Annotated in this window: 21 protein-coding genes; all 21 read right to left on the bottom strand. The window is 65.4% G+C overall.

Annotated elements, in window-relative coordinates; all coding sequences use genetic code 11:
• Positions 1–77 precede the first annotated feature (77 nt).
• Positions 78–659: a lytic transglycosylase domain-containing protein gene (locus AB5K84_RS11615; protein WP_011089597.1), complete on the bottom strand. Its 582-nt coding sequence runs from the start codon at positions 657–659 to the stop codon at positions 78–80.
• A complete protein-coding gene (gene fliK, locus AB5K84_RS11610) occupies positions 610–1,917 on the bottom strand; it encodes a flagellar hook-length control protein FliK (RefSeq protein ID WP_011089598.1) in 1,308 nt (435 codons plus the stop codon). Before fliK ends, AB5K84_RS11615 begins: the two co-directional genes overlap by 50 nt.
• Positions 1,914–3,107 carry a chemotaxis protein gene (locus AB5K84_RS11605; RefSeq protein ID WP_011089599.1) on the bottom strand — a complete coding sequence of 398 codons (1,194 nt, stop codon included), beginning with the start codon at positions 3,105–3,107 and terminating at the stop codon, positions 1,914–1,916. Before AB5K84_RS11605 ends, fliK begins: the two co-directional genes overlap by 4 nt.
• Complete coding sequence (locus tag AB5K84_RS11600) at positions 3,104–4,441, bottom strand: MotB family protein (protein ID WP_011089600.1); 1,338 nt, start codon at positions 4,439–4,441, stop codon at positions 3,104–3,106. Before AB5K84_RS11600 ends, AB5K84_RS11605 begins: the two co-directional genes overlap by 4 nt.
• Positions 4,442–4,447: 6 nt before the next feature.
• Positions 4,448–5,143, bottom strand: coding sequence for a hypothetical protein (locus tag AB5K84_RS11595; RefSeq protein WP_011089601.1), 696 nt, complete (start codon positions 5,141–5,143; stop codon positions 4,448–4,450).
• On the bottom strand, positions 5,140–6,768 hold the full coding sequence (gene fliF, locus AB5K84_RS11590; RefSeq protein ID WP_063921537.1) for a flagellar basal-body MS-ring/collar protein FliF: 1,629 nt from the start codon (positions 6,766–6,768) through the stop codon (positions 5,140–5,142). Before fliF ends, AB5K84_RS11595 begins: the two co-directional genes overlap by 4 nt.
• 304 nt (positions 6,769–7,072) lie before the next feature.
• A complete protein-coding gene (locus AB5K84_RS11585) occupies positions 7,073–8,017 on the bottom strand; it encodes a flagellin (protein WP_011089603.1) in 945 nt (314 codons plus the stop codon).
• Positions 8,018–8,294: 277 nt separating this feature from the next.
• Entirely contained in the window at positions 8,295–9,236 is a 942-nt protein-coding gene (locus tag AB5K84_RS11580; protein ID WP_011089604.1) for a flagellin N-terminal helical domain-containing protein, read from the bottom strand.
• 265 nt (positions 9,237–9,501) lie between these two features.
• A complete protein-coding gene (fliP, locus tag AB5K84_RS11575; RefSeq protein WP_011089605.1) occupies positions 9,502–10,242 on the bottom strand; it encodes a flagellar type III secretion system pore protein FliP in 741 nt (246 codons plus the stop codon).
• Positions 10,239–10,682, bottom strand: coding sequence for a flagellar basal body-associated FliL family protein (locus AB5K84_RS11570; RefSeq protein ID WP_028175224.1), 444 nt, complete (start codon positions 10,680–10,682; stop codon positions 10,239–10,241). Before AB5K84_RS11570 ends, fliP begins: the two co-directional genes overlap by 4 nt.
• A 42-nt stretch (positions 10,683–10,724) precedes the next feature.
• On the bottom strand, positions 10,725–11,420 hold the full coding sequence (gene flgH, locus AB5K84_RS11565; RefSeq protein WP_011089607.1) for a flagellar basal body L-ring protein FlgH: 696 nt from the start codon (positions 11,418–11,420) through the stop codon (positions 10,725–10,727).
• A complete protein-coding gene (locus AB5K84_RS11560; RefSeq protein ID WP_038965655.1) occupies positions 11,421–12,188 on the bottom strand; it encodes a MotE family protein in 768 nt (255 codons plus the stop codon). It abuts the gene before it with no gap.
• Between the two features lie 67 nt (positions 12,189–12,255).
• The gene (flgI, locus tag AB5K84_RS11555; RefSeq protein WP_011089609.1) at positions 12,256–13,386 is read right to left on the bottom strand and encodes a flagellar basal body P-ring protein FlgI; all 1,131 of its coding nucleotides are present in this window, start codon (positions 13,384–13,386) and stop codon (positions 12,256–12,258) included.
• Positions 13,383–13,859 carry a flagellar basal body P-ring formation chaperone FlgA gene (flgA, locus tag AB5K84_RS11550; protein ID WP_161533556.1) on the bottom strand — a complete coding sequence of 159 codons (477 nt, stop codon included), beginning with the start codon at positions 13,857–13,859 and terminating at the stop codon, positions 13,383–13,385. Before flgA ends, flgI begins: the two co-directional genes overlap by 4 nt.
• A 13-nt stretch (positions 13,860–13,872) precedes the next feature.
• Positions 13,873–14,661, bottom strand: a complete 789-nt coding sequence (flgG, locus tag AB5K84_RS11545; RefSeq protein WP_011089611.1) for a flagellar basal-body rod protein FlgG — start codon at positions 14,659–14,661, stop codon at positions 13,873–13,875.
• Positions 14,662–14,678: 17 nt separating this feature from the next.
• On the bottom strand, positions 14,679–15,008 hold the full coding sequence (locus AB5K84_RS11540) for a flagellar hook-basal body complex protein FliE (RefSeq protein WP_011089612.1): 330 nt from the start codon (positions 15,006–15,008) through the stop codon (positions 14,679–14,681).
• 2 nt (positions 15,009–15,010) lie between these two features.
• Positions 15,011–15,427: a flagellar basal body rod protein FlgC gene (gene flgC, locus AB5K84_RS11535; RefSeq protein WP_011089613.1), complete on the bottom strand. Its 417-nt coding sequence runs from the start codon at positions 15,425–15,427 to the stop codon at positions 15,011–15,013.
• 11 nt (positions 15,428–15,438) lie between these two features.
• The gene (flgB, locus tag AB5K84_RS11530) at positions 15,439–15,840 is read right to left on the bottom strand and encodes a flagellar basal body rod protein FlgB (RefSeq protein WP_011089614.1); all 402 of its coding nucleotides are present in this window, start codon (positions 15,838–15,840) and stop codon (positions 15,439–15,441) included.
• Between the two features lie 65 nt (positions 15,841–15,905).
• Complete coding sequence (gene flhB / locus AB5K84_RS11525; protein ID WP_011089615.1) at positions 15,906–16,991, bottom strand: flagellar biosynthesis protein FlhB; 1,086 nt, start codon at positions 16,989–16,991, stop codon at positions 15,906–15,908.
• A gap of 13 nt (positions 16,992–17,004) precedes the next feature.
• A complete protein-coding gene (locus AB5K84_RS11520; RefSeq protein WP_011089616.1) occupies positions 17,005–18,045 on the bottom strand; it encodes a flagellar motor switch protein FliG in 1,041 nt (346 codons plus the stop codon).
• 2 nt (positions 18,046–18,047) lie between these two features.
• Positions 18,048–18,422, bottom strand: a complete 375-nt coding sequence (fliN, locus tag AB5K84_RS11515; RefSeq protein ID WP_011089617.1) for a flagellar motor switch protein FliN — start codon at positions 18,420–18,422, stop codon at positions 18,048–18,050.
• Positions 18,423–18,435: the final 13 nt, after the last annotated feature.

Here is an 18,435-nt window from a genome sequence, read left to right as displayed (position 1 = left end):
TTGGTAGGTTGCAGCTACAATGAGGGTTCTTGCTTGCGCGGGGCTGATGATTGGGAACCGTGCACAACTTCATGTTGTCAGGTCGTTTTCGGCTGACAGAACGAGCGCGCCTTGTCTGTCCACGCGCCGAAACCGCTCGAGACGAGATGAGCGACGATGTGACAGACATAGCGCTTCTGCGCCGGCTGGTTGTTGGGGCCCGCATTGTAGCGGGCGACCGCCATGGTCCAGCTTCCCTCGCGCTGTTTCAGCTCCTTCAGGAAGCGCGCGGCGTAGTCGACATTCCGGGCGGGATCGAACATCGCCCGCACCGAAGTGAACTTGTCGCCGTGGTAGTAGTGGTTGATCTGCATGCAGCCGAGGTCGATCAGCTTGATGCCCTTGGCTCGCATCGCCTCGAAATTCGCGATCGCGTCCTCCATGTCCTTGGCGAACACGGTCTGACCGTCGGCGCCGAGCGCATAAGGATAGAGCGCCCCGCGCCGTCCGGTCTCGGTGAGGCCGACGGCGTAGAGAATGCCGAGCGGGATGCCGTGCTGCTGGGCCGCACGCGCCATCTCGCGCTCGCAGGGGCGCGCGCTGTCGGCGGCCGCCTCGGCGGCGCCGGCGTTACAGATAAACAGGGCCGCGACGAATCTGCGGCGCCACGTCCTGGTCATGACGCGTCTCCTGGTTGGACTGGCGCTCCTGCCGGGCCTGTCTCGCATCGCCGTCCGATTGTCCCGACGACGTGCCGGCGCCGTCGAACGTGCCTTGCGACTGTGACGAGGGCTGTTGCTGGCCCGAGAGCTGCGGCTGCGACTGGCCCGAGCCGCTCTGGAATCCGTCCAGCGAGCCATGCTGGACGGGGGCGACGTCGGCGACGTAGCCGGCCGACTGCATCAGCTCGCGGATCGAGTCGCGCTGCTGGTCCAGCATCTGGCTCGTGTCCTTGCGCTCGGCCGCGAGGTGGACGGAGACCTCCGAGCCGACGAGGCGGAGGCGCACGGTGACATTGCCGAGCGACGGCGGCTCGAGGTTGACGGTCAGGATCTTGAGCGGCTGGTCCGGCGCATTGGTCTGGGACCCGGCGAGATCGGGGGCTGCGGACGCCGTCGGCGCCGAGGATTCCTTCAGCTCGGCGACCACCGCATTGGCGACCTGTTGCGGAGCGTTGAACTGCGCCGGGGGCAGATGGGTCTCCTGCTGGACCACGGTGACCTTGGTCGCCTCCGGCAATGCGTCCCGGGCCGAGGCCTTGACGGCGCGTTCGACATTGGCCGTGAGGGCCTCGAAGCCCGACGTCGCGGGCATTGCCTTTGACGAACTCTCGTTGCCCTGCTGCGCGGCTGCCGCCTGCGAGGCCGCGGCCTGTGAGCGCGCGCCTGTCGGACCTGCCGAGAGTGGCGTGGGATCGGCGGCGGCGGCCTTCGCCATGCCCGTCGCCTGAACCTCGCCCTTCGTGGAGGAACGCCCGTCGCGCGCCGACGCATCCTTCCTGTCTCCCGCGGGCGATTGCAGCTTCACGGCCGGCACGGCGGCGAGCTCCTGTCCGACGATCGCGGCAATGCCCGGCCGGCTCGAAACGTCAGCCTTCGCGGCCTGGTCGAGCGGATTTTGCGTCTCCGACTGGTCGGACGATTTGTGACTGGACTTGGTCTCGTCGGCCGCCTCGGTGCGATCATGCACCGTCTCGTCCTTCTCGGCCGGATGCGAAAGGCGCGTGCGCAGCGTTCCCGCCTTCACGGCCGTATCGCTGCCCTCGTCTTTGAGCGCCCGTTTGGCCAGGTTCGAGACGGTGTGGAGCAGATCGTTGAACGACGAATCAGCCTGCGATTTCGTCCCGGCGCTCTTCGCCGAGCGCGACGTCCCGCGCATATTGAGACTCTCGGCGAGCCCCGAAAAAGCCTGTCCGGCGGTTCCGCTGAGCTTGGTCATGGGCGGCGATCCCTGGTGAGAAGTTCGAGTTCGCCGAGCTCCTTCCGCGCACGCGCGAGGGTCGCGGTCGACGATGCGAGATCGAGACGCGCCGGCGTGGCCGGAGGCTTGTCGGCGGTGGCGGCAGATCCGCTCGCGAACGGTTTGCGCACATCGAGCGCAAGCTGGACCGTTGCATTCAAGAGAGGAAGATCGCGCTCGGGCAGCTTCGACCGGTCGAGCGCCTTCAGCTCGGCGAGGCCGCCGTCATATTCGTCCGTGAGTACCCGCGAGGCGCCACGGAAAAAATGCGCACGCTCGCGCTCTGCCGAGGCATCGGCGCTGAGCGTCAGCGCCCGCTCGCCGGCAAGCCGGGTCACGGCCATCCGTCCACGCACCATCGCGGAGCGCGCGATCACGAGATAGAGCTTGAGGCGGCTTCCGCGATCGATCTGCTCCAGCATGGTGACGATCCGCGCAAAGCGGCGCTCGTCGAGAGCGAGGCTCGATTGCGTCAGGCCGGTGGAGAAGCGCTGCCAGAAATCGCCGGCATAGATCGAGTTGCGGTAATGGCGGATATAGGCCAGCGTCAGGAACTCGAACTTGTCGAAATCCTCGGCCTGCCCGACCAGCAGGATCTCGCGCCGCAGCGCCGCCTCCTCCACCAGCGTGCCGGGCAGGAGCAGGCGCGCATCGTCCAGACGCTCGATCGCGAGCGAGGCCTCGGTGCGAGCGAACAGCGCGCCCTGGACCAGCGCGACCTGTCCGCCCAGGCCCGACGGAATCGTCCTGGGCTTGACGTCCTTGAGCAGCTCGCGCGCTTCGTCCTGTCGGCCCTCGACATAGGCGAGCGCGCCATCGAACAGCCGTGCGTCGACGTTCATCTTGTCGCGCGGCAGCTTGCGGACCAGTTGCGGGGCGCCGCCGCTGAGCAGGTAGATAACGACGGCCTGGCCGTTCTGCGCGTTGCTCCACACGCTCGCATCGGCGGCGAGAAATTTCTCGCCGATCTGCCGGATCAGCGCGATGTGGCTGCCATGCGCCGCGGTGTCGCCGTTGGCGATACCGTCCTGCACGGCCTGCAATGCGCGCACGAGCTCATAGGGCTCGCCCGATGTCGACGCCGGAGCCGGCGCCGGATCGGCCAACGCGCGTGCCGCCGCGAACGGCAGCAGCACCAGCAGGGCGGCACGGAGGAGCGGCCTGATCAAGGGCGCTTCTCCCGGATCAAGATCTCGATCCGGCGATTTTGCGCGGCCGCCGGGTCGTTCTGAAGTTTCGGCCGCCGGTCGGCGTAGCCCTCGACATGCTCGATCCGCTGCGCGTCGACTCCGGAGCGGACCAGCATGTAATAGGCCATCTGCGCACGGGCGGTCGACAGCCGCCAATTGTCGTAGGTCTCCGACTTGTACGGCCGATTGTCGGTGTGGCCGCGGACGATGATCATGCCCTGTCGTTTCATCAGCAGCGGCCCGATCTTGTCGATCACGCGGATGAGCTCGGGCCTCGGCTCGGCCGAGCCGACCGCGAACATGCCGAAGCTCGTATCGTCGGTCAGGCTGACCAGCAGACCTTCCTCGACCTGACGCACCTCGGCCGCCGGTCCGGCGCCCGCCTTGATGTCCGACAGCGCTTCCGCGATCGCGGACTGGAGCTGCTTGACGGTCGGCTGCTGCGTTTGCGCGGCGTCGCGCGGTTCGGAATCCTTCGGCGTATCGCCGGGACGCCCTTGCGCAGCGGCACTGGCCTGAGCACCCGATTGCGCGTTCGCCTGCGCGCTTCCTTCGCGCGAAGACTGCGACGGCGACGGCGCCGGCGCCGGCCCCGGCGGCAGCAGCGGCGACAGGCTTGCGGACGAGGCATCGGCGTTCGGCGCCACGCTTCCGCCGGCATCGTCCGTCTTGGAACGGCGCGCCTGCGGCTCGCCCTGGCCCGTCCCGGTCGCGTTGTCGCGCACGGGTGCATTCGGCTTGGGCTCGCTCTCGATGATGCGATCCGAATCCTTGGACGCCTGCGGCGCCAGCTTCCAATAGCCGGGATCGAAGGGATCGCGGTAGGCGTCGCCGCCCTTGAGGCCGTCCTCTTCCGCGGACGTCAGGGCGCCGGCGCGGCGCTGGCCCGAGGCCTGGTTCGCGCTATTGGCGATCTCGGCAAGCGTCGCATAGGGATCGCGGAACAGAACCTTCTCTTCGTAGAAGGGCGGTTTCTCGGCCGTCGGGGAGTCACCGCGCCGCTCCTCGCTCGGCCCAGCCGGCTGACGCCTGCCGTCCTGACCCTCGAACGTCGTCGGCTCCTTCTTGGAGAGATCCTTGAGGCCCTTCGGGGCGGGTGCGTTCTCCGCGAGCTTGATCGGGTTGAAATAGCTCGCGACCACCTGCTTCTGGTCCTGGTTGAGCGCGTTGAGCAGCCACATGACCAGGAAGAACGCCATCATCGCGGTCATGAAGTCCGCATAGGCGATCTTCCATACGCCACCATGATGCGCCTCCTCGGCGAAGGCACTGCGCCGGCGGACGATCACGAGCTCTTGCTTGACCTCCTCCATGGCGGGCTACCGGCGCGCCTCATTGAGGCGGTCGCTCCAGGCCGCGATCTTCGTCTCGATCACGGTCTGGTCGGCCACGACACGGACCTCGAAAGTCTCGGCGGCCTCGTACTCGATGCCCGTTCGCCGGGCCGTCTCAAGCTGCGTCTTCACCAGGTCAAGCAGTTCGCTCGGCCCGGTGATCTTGAATACCGGCACCGGCGAATTGCCGGTCAGCGCCGCGATTTGCTCGACCAGCGACCCGATCGCCTTGTCGCGGACCGCATCGGCGAGGAACGGCAGCAATATTCGGGCAACGGAGCTCGCAATGTTGGTCTCGATCTCGCGGCAAGCCGCCTCGAAGCCGCTCACGATCGCGACCGCCTGCTGATCGGACCATTTGGCCCGCTCCTCGCCGAGCCGGATCGCGCTGCGCACCCGTTCCTCGGCAACCCTGGCATCGCCTTCCGCGACGCCGGCGGCATGGCCGCGCCGATAGGCATCGTCCAGGAGATTGACCGGCGGGGCTTCCGTCGCGGGCGCCGGAGGCGGCGACTGAGGCTGCGACTGGGCCTGAGGCTGCGGTTGAGATTGAGGCTCGCGCCGGACTTCCTTCGGCCTGGTCAGCACGTCCTGAATCTTGGGCGGCGGAGGCGGCGGCGACGACTTGACCCGGCCGTTCGCGTCGAACTGCGTCAGGAGTTTTCCGATTGCCGCGTTCATGCCGCCTCCTCGCGTCGCATCCAGTCTTTAAGGATCGCTGCTGCCTGCGCCTGATCGAGCCGGACGATCTGCTCCAGTCGCTTCTGCGGCGTGCGCTGCATCTTGCCTTCGAGGTCCTCGACGAGGTTGAGCTCGGGGTCCTGGCTCTCGGCCAATGCAAGGGCTGTGGCAGCTTCAAGCTCAGCGGCCTCCGCCGCCTCGGTCTGCTCCTGCGCCGCGCGGTGGGTCAGAATGCCGTTGACCGCGGGGCGAAGGCCGAACCAGACCAGCATCGAAGCCACGGCCAGGATCGTCACCGCGTTGATGACGCTGCCGAGCTGCTTGTTGATCATCTCGACGAAGCTGATCGGCGGCACCGGCGCCAGTTCGCGCGAGCCCTCGATGAAGTCGACGGCCGTGACCTGGATCTGGTCGCCTCGCTGCTTGTCCAGTCCGCCGGCCGTCGCCGCGAGCTGGCTGATCTCGGCGAGCTTGCTGTCGACGATGGCCTGGTTGCTCTTGTCGCCGAGATCGGCAACGAGGCGCGCGCGGTTGACCAGCACCGCGATGAAGAGCTTCTTGACCAGATAGCCGTCGCTCACCGTCGTCGTGGTCTTGGACGACACCTCGAAATTGGTGACGTCCTCGCGACGGGTCTTGTCCTCGCTGGAGTTCTTGCTGCCGCCGGCGTTGACCTGCTGGTCGGGAAGGTTCTGTTGCACCGTGGTCGGCGTCGAGCGGTCCGCGTTCTGCGACGACTCCTTCTCGCGCACGTTCCGCACGGAACGCTCGGCGCGGCCCTCCGGATCGTAGACGGTCTCGTTGGTCTGCCGCTTGTCGGTGGAGAGCTGCGGCGCGACGCTCACCTCGAAATTGTCGAGACCCAGATACGGCGTCAGCGCCTTGCGGATGTTCTCCTGAACCATCCCGCCGACCGTCTTCTGGAGGCTTGCCATCTTGGTCGGGGCAGCGGTGGCTTCGTCCTCTTCGGCTAGCAGCATCGAACCGTCGGCATCCAGCACCGTCACCTTGTCGCGGCTCATGCCGGGGATGGCGGCCGCGACGAGATGGCGGATCGACTGCGCCGTGCGCGCCTCGATCGCGCCGTCAGTGCGGAGCACGACCGACGCCGAGGGCGGCTGTTGCGTCGCGCGGAACGAGCCGCGCACCGGCATCACGATATGCACCCGCGCCGCCTTCACGCCCTTCATCAACTGCACCGTGCGCGCGATCTCGCCTTCGAGCGCGCGCAGTTTCGTGACTTCCTGCATGAACGATGTCAGGCCGAGCGAGCCGATCTTGTCGAACAGCTCGTAACCGGAATTGGCGCTGGTCGGCAGCCCCTTCTCGGCGAGCAGCATCCGCGCCTGCATGGTCTGGCTCGGACGCACCGAGACCGCGTCTCCGGCCGTATTGACATCGAAGGCAATATTTTGCTCGCGCAAAGCAGCGCCCATGCGCGTCACATCTTCGCGGGAGAGGCCGGTATAGAGCGTTTCGAATTCAGGCCGGCTCAGATAATAGGCGCCGCCGACGACGGTGACGAGAACGGCAAAGCCGATCAATCCCAGGGCCATCAGGCGTCGCGGCCCAAGCTCCAGCAGATTGTTGAGCAGTTGCTGTATCTGCGCACGACTGAACAGCATATGACCTCGTACCAATGCGAACATATGGGACATTCCGCTGCCAACCTTGTCTGAAGGTTGCGCAGGAACACGAATGTGTCGGTTCGCGGGCGAGGCGTTGTAATTTTACAAGAAGTCGGGGGACGCTATCGCGAGGATCGGCAACAGGTGCACGGCCGACGCATCGCGGCGCGATCGGCTGCGGCGTGTTGCTTGAAATCTGGCGTCAGGAGATCGATTGCGGGCACATCTTGTGCCGTCATATCCGCCGTTCATGGCGGAGACCGTGCTCCCGAGGGAGCACGGTCGTTTTCGAAGCCGCGGCTTAGCGGAACAGCGACAGGATGCTCTGGCTGTTCTGGTTGGCGATCGAGAGCGCCTGAACGCCGAGCTGCTGCTGGGTCTGAAGCGCCTGCAGGCGCGTCGATTCCGCGTTCATGTCGGCGTCGACGAGCTGGCCGATACCGCGATCCACGGAGTCCATCAGGTTCTTGACGAATTCCGTGTTGGTCGCGATGCGGTTCTTGACGGCACCGAGATTGGCGGCGGCCGAGGCGACCGAGTTGATCGCAGCGGTGACCTGGTTGATGTAGCCGTCGAGCTTGGTCTGGTCAGTCGCCGAGTCGGTCAGCGCGCCGATGTTGATCGAGGCGACCGACGCGCCGGTCGAGCCGCCGACCACCGTATCCAGGATGCCGGTGGTGGATGAGCCGCCGGTGGTGTAGAGCGCGTAGGTGGCGGTCGTCACCGTGATGGAGCCGATGGTGGGCGTACCGCCGACGCGCGAGTACGACGACACGAGGTTGAAGGTCGTCGGCGTGGCCGTGGACGACGAGGGCGTGATGTCGATGCTCAGCCAGTTGATACCGTTGATCGTTGCCGAGTCGGACTTGAGCTTCATATCCTGCTGGATCTGGGTGACCTCGGCCTGGATCTTGGTCCGGTCGATACCGGCGGTCTTGGCTTCGACCAGCAGCGCCTGGAGCTTGGTCAGGCCGGAGTTCTTGTCGCCGATGACCGTGTTCAGAGCGGTGTATTCGGTGTCGACCATCGCAGCCGACAGACCGAGCGAATCGGAGACTGCGGACAGCGCGGCGTTGTCGGAGCGCATCGAGGTTGCGATCGACCAATAGGCCGAATTGTCCGAAGCGGTCGAGACGCGCTGACCGGTCGAGATCCGGTTCTGCGTGGTCGCGAGCTGCGTGCTGACATTGCGGAGGGTCTGCAGCGCGGTCATTGCAGACGAGTTGGTGAGGAGGCTAGAACCCATTTTGATGTCCCTTTGACGATTGAATTGAGTTTGGGGACATACCGGACTTGCACCGGTACGACAGGGCGGCATCATGCCTTTGGGCCGCGGAAATGCGTGTGAAGGACCCAACCTGTCGTAGCGGTGAGGCTACCCGCCGAAGCTTGTGCGAGGCTTGTGGCTCTGTGACTCGGTTGCAACACCGAGCCGGATCATGGCGTCGACGCGGCGTCACGCCTGACAAAGAAAGGGCCGCGCTTCGCGAGAAGCGCGGCCCTCCCCCAAGATGAGTTGAGGTTTAGCGGAACAGCGACAGGATGCTCTGGCTGCTGTTGTTGGCGATCGAGAGCGCCTGAACGCCGAGCTGCTGCTGGACCTGGAGGGCCGCAAGGCGGGTGGACTCCTGGTTCATGTCGGCGTCGACGAGCTGGCCGACACCGCGATCCACGGAGTCCATCAGGTTCTTGACGAATTCCGTGTTGGTCGAGATGCGGTTCTTGACGGCACCGAGATTGGCGGCGGCCGAGGCGACCGAGCCGATCGCAGCGGTGACCTGCGCGATGTAACCATCGAGCTTGGTCTGGTCAGTCGCCGAGTCGGTCAGCGCGCCGATGTTGATCGAGGAGACCGACGCGCCGGTGGAGCCGCCAACCACCGCATCCAGGATGCCGGTGGTGGATGAGCCGCCGGTGGTGTAGAGCGCGTAGGTGGCGGTCGTCACCGTGATGGAGCCGATGGTGGGCGTATTGCCGACACGCGAGTACGACGACACGAGGTTGAAGCTCGTCGGCGTGGCCGTGGACGAGGAGGGCGTGGTGTCGATGCTCAGCCAGTTGATGCCGTTGATCGTCGCCGAGTCGGCCGTCGACTTCAGCTGATTCTGGATCTGGGTGACGTCGGCCTGGATCTTGGAGCGATCGATACCGGCGGTCTTGGCTTCGACCAGCAGCGCCTGGAGCTTGGTCAGGCCGGAGTCCTTGTCACCGATGACCGTGTTCAGAGCGGTGTATTCGGTGTCGACGGTCGCAGCCGACAGACCGAGCGAGTCGGAGACCGCGGAGAGCGCGGCGTTGTCGGAGCGCATCGAGGTTGCGATCGACCAGTAGGCAGCGTTGTCCGAAGCGGTCGACACGCGCTGGCCGGTGGAGATGCGGGTCTGCGTGGTGGAGAGCTGCGAGCTGACAGACCGCAGGGTCTGGAGCGCGGTCATGGCGGTCGAGTTCGTAAGCAGGCTTGACATTGCGAATGTCCCTTTATGTACGCGTTACATTTTCACGAGGGGACATACCGGGCTTTCACCGGTACGGAGGGGCGGCATCATGCCTTTGGACTGATGTGGGTGGGGTCCAACCCGCCGTGCCGCATTGCTAGCACGCCGAATCTTGCGCCGAGATTAAGATCGGCTTGAATTTCGTAGTAATATCATATGGTTACCATTACCCTCCGGTAACCATAAGCCGGTACTTCTTGCTAACCATGACCCGGCCGGCCGGCGGTCGCCGCCGCTACGAGAACGACCGCACCAGTCCGGAGGCCAGGAGGTTCCAGCCGTCGATCAGCACGAAGAACAGCATCTTGAACGGCAGCGCGAGGATCGTCGGCGGCATCATCATCATGCCCATCGACATGGTCAGCGTCGCCACGATCATGTCGATCACGAGGAACGGCAGCATGATGAGAAATCCGATCTCGAACGAACGCCTGAGCTCGGAGATCATGAAGGCCGGAATGATGACGCGCAAATCGATGCGTTTGTCGTCGAACTTCTTGCGAAAGCTCTCCGCGGCGAGCGCCTCGAAGGTCTGGAGATCCTTGTCGCGAACGTGCGCCAGCATGAACTCGCGGAACGGATCGGTGATCTTCAGATAAGCCTCTTCCTCCGAGATCTCGTTCTTCATGAGAGGCTGGACGCCGGTCTCCCAGGCGCGGTCGAAGGTCGGCGCCATCACGTAGAACGTCATGAACAGCGCGAGGCTGACCAGCACCAGATTGGCCGGCGTGGTCTGGAGGCCGAGACCGGAGCGCAGGAACGACAGCGCCACCGCAAACCGCGTGAAGCTCGTCACCATGATGAGCAGTCCCGGCGCCACCGACAGCACCGTGATCAGCGCCATCAGCTGGATGATGCGGCCGCTGGTCGAGCCGTTGCCGGGCGGCAGCAGGGAGTTGAGGTCCGGAATCTGGGCGAACGCCATTTCGGGCAGCACCGCCAGAATCAACGCGAGCAGCAGGACTCTCAATTTCACTGAATCACCAACGTCTCAATGATCAATTCGCGGACCTTGCCCGACGAGCGGACATTGGCGCGCTCGGCGAGGTCATCGCGCAGATGCTGGAGCCCGCGCGATCCCTCGAACTGCGCAGCCGAGGCCGATCGCAGATAGGTGACGATGTCTTCGCTGATATGGGCGGCCAGGATGCCGGCGTCCTCGTCGCTCATGCTGTCGGTCACCATGGAGGCCTCGACACGGGCCCAGTTGTTGGCCGGCGCGGCGAGATTGGTCACGATCGGGGACAGTTTTCGAAGCCGCGCGCTGCCGGCGTAGCTCGACGCAAGCGGCGGCGGCGTAGGGCTCTTCTTCGCGTCGGCGACGCGCTCGGCGGCTGCAAACAGATGCAGGCCGGCAAGGGCGCCGGCACCGATCGCGACCAGGGTCAGCGCCACGATGGCGGCAATCAGGCGCATCACGTCCCCTGCCCTCGCGACGCGGCCCGGCCGGCGCGAACCTCAGAACGGTGCCACGGCGTCATAGATCCGATGTCCCCATCCAGGCTGCTGCACATCCGACAGATTTCCCTGACCACCATAGGACACGCGCGCCTCCGCGATCTTTTCGTAGGAAATCGTGTTGGTTCGCGAGATATCGCGCGGACGCACGATGCCGCCGACATTGAGCACGCGCATCTCGGTGTTGACGCGGAACTCCTGCGAGCCGCTGATCATCATATTGCCGTTCGGCAACACGTCGGTGACGATGGCGGCGATGGACAGCTTGATGTCCTCCGTGCGATCGATCTGGCCGTTGCCCTTGATCTGGGTGTTGGTGCTGAGGTTGGCGGTGGTTTGCCCCTTGTCGGCCCATCCTGCGACGTCCATCAGCCAGTCGAGCCCGAACTTGATCTGCGAATCGCGCGAGCGGCCGGTCTTGTTGTCGAGCTTGGCCTTGTCCTGCATCGAGATGATCACCGTCACGACGTCGCCGGTGCGCCGGGCGCGGGGATCGCGGTAGAGATCGGTGCCGTCGTCCCAGGTCGAGCGATAGCTGACCGGCGTGCGCATGCGCGGCGTCACCGGGATCGGGTCGGCCTGCGTCCTCAGGCCGCTTCCGACTGGCGACAAGCGCGGGCCGGTCAGGGCGTCCGCCGGATCACCGACGCATCCGGTAAGCATCAAGAGCGGCAGGATGAGGATCAGATTCTTCATCTATTTGGTCTTTCCGTCATCCACGCGACGCATTCCGCCGAGCAAATCGGCGAGGTGCGCGGCGCGCGCCGTATCCATCTCGTTGAAGATCGCGCTCGAGCTCCTCGGGCTGAGCTTGGCGAGCACGGCGGCGGCGGTCTCGTCCGCCATGCCGGCGATCTGGGTGGCCGCGGCGTCCGGCTTCATGCGCGAGTAGATCTCGACGACCTGGGCCTCGGCCTTCTTCAGGAAGTCGTCGCGCAGCGCCATCCACTTCTCGTATTCGGCGCGCTTGGCCTCGACCTCGGCGATCCGCTCGCGGAGCTGGGTCTCGGCCTTCTCCAGCTCCTTGAGCTGCCAGGCCAATCTCGCATCGACGGCGGGATCGGCCACGTTGCTGCAGAACAGCGCGACCTCGTTGTCCGCGGTCGCAGCGGCCTGCGGCGGTGCGGGCTTTGGCGGCGCCGTGACACTGCCGGGCTTGGCCGGACGTAGCGGCGCGGGTGCGGGCACTGGCGCCGGTGCAGGCGTCTCGGAAGCCGGCACCGCACCGGTGATCGCCGGTCCGGTATCTTCGGCCGCCCACGCCGTCGCCCGGGTGGCCGCATTGTCAACCTGGATCGGCGCGCGCGGCTTCTGCGGTCCGGGCGCGCGGGCGCGCGCGAAGGAAAGCAGGTTGAGCGGCTTCGACGATCTGGCCTCATCCAGCGCCAGCACGGGCGAAGCGCTCGCAAGCGCCGCGGCCGCGGCCAGGAGGAGGAGTTTGGCTTTGTGATCCAGCTTCAACATCGGGCCGCGTGCGATTCTCGGTCGAGACCTGAGCATTGAGCGACCAAGCTTGCACGACGCTTATGCGTCATTGGACGATGACATCGGCCTGGAGCGCGCCGGCCGTCTTGATCGCCTGGAGGATCGCGATGATGCCCGATGGTTTGAGGCCGATCTGGTTCAATCCACGCACCAGGCGCTGGAGATCGACGCCGCTCAGGATCGCCACCTGCGATCCGGCCTCGTTGGCCTCGACCACGGTCTGGGGAACGACCACCGTCTGCCCGCGCGAAAACGGCGCCGGCTGCGACACCACGGGCATCTCCGTGACGCGGACGGTCAGATTGCCGTGCGTCACCGCAACCGTCGATATCCGCACGTCCCGTCCGATCACCACCGTGCCGGTGCGCTCGTTGATCACCACCCGCGCCGGCGTGTCCGGCTCGACCGTCAGCTCGCCGATTTCGGCGAGGAAGCGGACCGGGCCGATATGGCGCGGCTTCGACAAGACGATGGTGCGGTAGTCGCGCTCGAAGGCGATCTGCGCGCGATAGCGGCCGCCGGCGTAGCGGTTGATTGCATCGAGGATGCGCGTTGCGGTGACGAAGTCCGGGTTCTTGAGCTCAAGCACCAGGAATTCCATCTCATGGAGGCTTCCCTGCACCTCTCGCTCGACCAGCGCGCCGTTCAGAATGCGGCCCGCGGTCGGGGTGCCCTGGCTGACGTTCTGCGCCTGACCTCCCACGCTGTAGCCGGCGACCGTGACCGCGCCCTGTGCCACCGCATAGACCGCGCCGTCCGCCGCGCGCAGCGACGTCATCACCAGCGTGCCGCCGAGCAGCGAGGTCGCATCGCCGAGCGACGACACGGTCACGTCCATCCGCTCGCCTGCCCCGATCGAAGGTTGCAGGTCCGCGGTCACCATCACGGCGGCGACGTTGCGCGTGCGCAGGGTGGTCGGGCGCGCGGGGTTGGTGGTGCTCGTGGTCTCGTTCCTGACATTGATGCCCATGTTCTCGAGCATCGATTGCAGGGACTGCTCCGTGAACGGAGCATTGCGAAGCGTGTCGCCGGTGCCGTTCAGGCCGATGACGAGGCCGTAGCCGACGATCTGGTTTTCACGCAATCCCTTGATGTCCGCGATGTCCTTGATGCGGACGGCGGCCTGGGCGCTGGCCGCGGAAACGACAAGGATGAGCGCAAGCAGGAGCCTGGTCATGATCCGTCCACGACCTTGACGGTGCCGTCCGGCTGGACGACGCCCCTGATGATCACGCCGGTGTCGGTGTTTCGCACTGGAATCAGTGCGCCGGCGGCGCCCGATTGCATCGCCGAGCCGTAGGTGACGATCGACAGGCCGCTGTCCTCGACGACGACCTTGACCATGGCGCCGCGGGCGACGGTCCAGGGATCTTCCACCGAGTTGGTCGGGATGGGCTGGCCCGGCAGCAGCGCGCGCCGGGCCATGCGACCGACCAGGATCTGGCGCCCTTCGATGAACTGGGCGACGCCGAGCAGGTTCGGCGCGAAGGCGCGCTCCGTGATCATGTCGTCCCGGATCAGCTCGCCGGCGCGGATCGACACGGCCGGCACGGGAAGCCGCTTCTCCTCGGCTGCAGCGACGCGCGCCGAGACGAGAACCAGCAGCACGGCGGCCAACCCGCGCACGATCAGGCCCACCCTGTTCAACATGGACACACCGGAACTAGCGAAGGCCCTTCGATACGGTCGAGGCCATTTCATCCGAGGCCTGGATGACCTTGGCATTCATTTCGTAGGCGCGCTGCGCCGAGATCAGCTCGGTGATTTCCTTGACCGGATCGACGTTCGAGGCCTCGAGATATTTCTGGTTGATCTTGCCGTAGCCGGCATCGCCCGGCAGTCCGACGACCGGCGTGCCGGACGCCGTGGTCTCGCGATAGAGATTGCTGCCGAGCGGCTCGAGGCCCGCCTCGTTGGCGAAGTTGGCGAGGTTGAGCTGGCCGATCTGCCGCGGGTTCACTTCCGTGTCCAGCTTGGCGAACACCTGTCCGGTCTGGTTGACCGTGACCTCGACCGTCCCCTGCGGGATCGTGATTGCGGGATCCAGCAGGTAGCCGTCGGTGGTGACGAGTTGGCTGTTGGCATTGGTGTTGAACGAACCCGCCCGGGTGTATTGCACCTCGTTGTTCGGGCCCAGCACCTGGAACCAGCCGCGGCCGTTGATCGCGAGGTCGTAGGGATTGCCGGTCTGGGTGAGCGCGCCCTGGATGTGCAGCTTGCGGATCGCCGCCGACTTGACGCCGAGGCCGAGATTGGCGCCTTCCGGAATCGGCGACGAGCCGTTGACGTTCGCGACGCCCTGCATCCGGTCCATCTGGTAGAACAGATCGGTGAACTCCGCGCGCGCCCGCTTGTACGACGTCGAGTTGATGTTGGCGATGTTGTTGGCGATGACTTCGATATTGGTCTGCTGGGCATTCATGCCCGTGGCCGCAATGGCAAGCGATTTCACAATGTGACTCCTTCAGATCAAATCGACATACGAACGACTTCTTGGTAGGCCTGCACGACCTTGTCGCGAACCGCGACCGCCGTCTGCAAGGCTTGCTCGGCCGACATCAGCGCCTCGACGACGCGCCGCGTCGATTCCTTGCCCTGCATCGCCGAGATCGACGCCGCCTCGCCCGCCTTCAGCGTGCCGATCGCGTCCGTCGTCACCTGCTTCATCACCGAATCGAAGCCGACGTCGCCGCCGGACTGGATCGCGGTCGGCGCCGCCGGCGCGATCGCCTGCGTCTCGGTTGCGCGGCTCGCCGCCTGGCCCGCGGAGATCGCCGTGGACGAAATTGCCTCAAGCATTGTCAGCTCCTCAGAAGGTCGATGGTCATGCCCAGCATCGACCTCACCTGTTTCACGACCTGGAGATTGGCTTCATAGGACCGGTTGACTTCCCGCATGTCGGCCATCTCGATCATCATGTTGACGTTCGGCAGCTTGACGTAGCCCGACTTGTCGGCGGCGGGATGCCCAGGATCGTACTCCACGCGGTACGGCGTGGTGTCGACGCCGACCTCCTTGACCTTCGCGAGCTGCGCGCCCGAGGCACGGTCCATCGCGGCATCGAAGGTGATCGTCTTGCGCTGATACGGATCGGCGCCGGCGGTCCGTCCCGTCGACGTCGCGTTGGCGAGGTTTTCCGAGACGATGCGCATGCGCGTCGACTGCGCTTCGAGCCCGGAGCTCGCAACCGTCAGGGAGGCGCTCAGTGAGTCCAGCATGTCAATTCACCTCAGGTCTTCACGCTCGACAGCAGCATGCGGTGGAACGACCGCACGACCGCCGAGTTCATCGAGTAGTCGCGATTGACGTCGTTGCCCTTGATCATCTCCTGCTCGAGACTGACGGAATTTCCGGAGTGAACCACGTCCCAGCTGTCCTTCTTGGAGGTCGCGCGCGTGTCGGTCTCGGTCGCGGAAAGCTGCATGTGCGTCGGTGACGTCGTCGCGAGCCTGACCGGCATTCCGTCGAGCACCTTGTTGAACGGCTCGACGTCGCGCGCCTTGAAGCCCGGCGTATTCGCGTTGGCGACGTTGGTGGCGATGGTCGACTGGCGGAGTTCGAGGTACCGCGCTTGCGACGATGCGAGTTCGAAGAGATAAAGCGGTCCCACGACAGTCCCATTCTGGTCCATTCGAGGAGAAGCCTAGGGCGTTAAGCTTTCGTCAAGCTGTTGGGCGAAGCACCATCCTCGGAAATCTACTGGACCTTCTCGGGCCGGGTCGTCTGCTTCGACTGCAGGAAGTAGATGATCTCGGCGACGGGCCGGAAGAATTCGGCCGGAATCACCTGATCGACCTGAACGGCCTCGTAGAGCGCACGCGCCAGAACCTTGTTCTCGATCACGGGGATTCTATTCTTCTCCGCGACTTCGCGGATCTTCAGCGCGATCACGTCCATGCCCTTGGCCACCACGAGCGGCGCCGGGTTTTCCTCGCGGTTGTAGCGCAGTGCGATCGCAAAGTGCGTCGGGTTCGCGATCACCAGCGTCGCGCGCGATGCGGAGGCGATCATCCGCTGTCGCGAGCGGTCGCGCGCCAGCGAACGCAGGCGCGCCTTGACCAGCGGGTCGCCTTCGGCCTGCTTGTGCTCGTCCTTGATCTCCTGCCGGGTCATGCGCAGCTCGCGCCGCCAGTGGAAGCGCGCCCAGGCGAGGTCGATCGCGACCAGGACGATGGTCGCGATGCAGATCGCCGAGACGATCCGCATCGCGATGTTGAGGATCATCTCCGGCAGCGCGACGGGGTCGGTGTACATCGCCTCGAACGCCTTCGCTTCGGACGAGCGCAGCACGAAGGCGACGACGACGGTCACCGAGGCGAGCTTGAACAGCGACTTGGCGAACTCGACGAGGCCCTGCGTTCCGAACAGCCGGTTCCAGCCGCTCACCGGGGAGATTCGCGAAAGGTCCGGCATGATGCGCTGAAGCACCAGGTTGGGCGCGTTTTGCAGCAGCGACGATGCCAGCCCGAACACGAGCAAAACGACCAGCAGCGGCACCAGGAATCGCAGCGCCTCGAGTCCCACCACGGTGAGGAGGTTCTGCGCGTCCGCCCCGGTGGCGAGGGGGAAGCCCTCGGGATCGTCGAGGAGGCTCTTCAGGGTCGGCGTCAATTGCTGCACGCCCTGGCCGATCAGGAACATCTGGATGACCATCAGCGCCGCCATCGACGCGAAGATGGAAGCCTCCCGAGAGACCGGAATTTTGCCCTGTTCGAGCGAATCGCGGACTTTCTTCTCGGTCGGCTCTTCTGTCTTGCTCTCCTGATCGGTTGTTTCTGCCATGCCCGTTCAGCGGTCAGCGGAAGACCAGCTCATCCTCCTGCTCGGGGTTGAGCTCGATTTCGCCCTTCTCCGCGAGGTCGAGCGCGAGATCGGTGATCACGCGCCGGGCCTCCAGCACGTCGCGCTGGTTCGACGGTTCGCCGATCGCGAGCTCGTGCTCGACGACGCGGCGGACGCGCGATGCGACCGACGACAGGATCAGCTCGCGGAAGTTCTTGTCGGTCCCCTTCAGCGCGATGACGATGCGATCGGTCGGCACCTGATCGAAGATCATGGTGCGCGCCTTCGGCGTCAGGTGGATCACGTCGTCGAAGGTGAACAGCAGCTCCTTCAGCACTTCGGCCGATTTCGGCCGCTTCTCCGACAGGCTCTTCAGCATGTCCTCGATGTGGCCGCGCTCCATCTTGTTGATGATGTCGGCGACGCGGGCATAGGTGTCCGCGCCGAGGTTGCGGGCGAAGTTCAGCGTCAGGTCCTCGTGCAGCGTCTTCTCGAGAACCTTCATCGCGTCGTCGGCGATCGGCTTGAGGCTGAGCACGCGCCGCATCAATTCGTTGCGCAGGCTGGACGGCAACTGGCTCATCACCTTGGCGGCACAGGCCGGCTTGACCTTGGACAGGATGAGGGCCGCGGTCTGCGGATGCTCCTTGGACAGGTAGGTGGCCAGCGAATTTTCCGACACCGACGAGACACGATCCCACACCGACCGGCTCGAATTGCCGAGCAGGTCCGTCATGATCGCCGAGACCTGGTCGGCCGGTAGCACGTCGCCAAGCACGGCCTCGAGGCCGCCGAGCGTGCCGAGAATGTTGGCACCCATCGAGAACTGCTGGGCGAACTCCTCGACGATCCCCTCCAGCTCCTGCGCGGTGATCGGCCGCAGCTCGGCCGCGGCCTTGGTCACGATGCGGATATCCTGCGGCTCGAACTGCGCGAGCACGCTCGCGGCCGCCTGCCGGCCCATGGCCAGCAGGAGTGCCGCGACCTTCTCCGTTCCGCCCAGCGTGGCAACGCCTCGCTGCTTGATGGGAGCGATGCCGACCTGTGCCGCCATGGTCAGGTATCACCCTGCCCCAGCGGTCCAACGATCTCCGTGAGCGAGACACCGAAGCGGGAATTGTCCTCTTCGACGACGACCACTTCGCCGCGGGCGACGATACGGCCGTTGACGACGACGTCGACGGGCTCACCGACCCGGTGGTCGAGCGGAACCACCGCGCCGCGCCCGAGCTTCATCAGGTTCGCCACCGGGATGGTAGCCGAACCCAGCACCACCTGCATGGTGACGGGAATGCGCAGGATGGCATCGACATTGGCGAACTTGCCGCTCTCCTCCGCCGTGCGCGCGGCGATCTCGGCCAGCCGCTCCAGCGGAGACGTCTCGGTCTCTTCCGATGCAGATGCAGACTCATAGTCGAAGGATTGCGCCATTTGGTATCGCCTC

The organism is Bradyrhizobium sp. 1200_D9_N1_1, from assembly GCF_052075915.1.
Taxonomy (GTDB): Bacteria; Pseudomonadota; Alphaproteobacteria; order Rhizobiales; family Xanthobacteraceae; genus Bradyrhizobium; species Bradyrhizobium diazoefficiens.
Note: the sequence above shows the minus strand (reverse complement) of the source record. Positions and strands in the feature narration are given on the sequence as shown.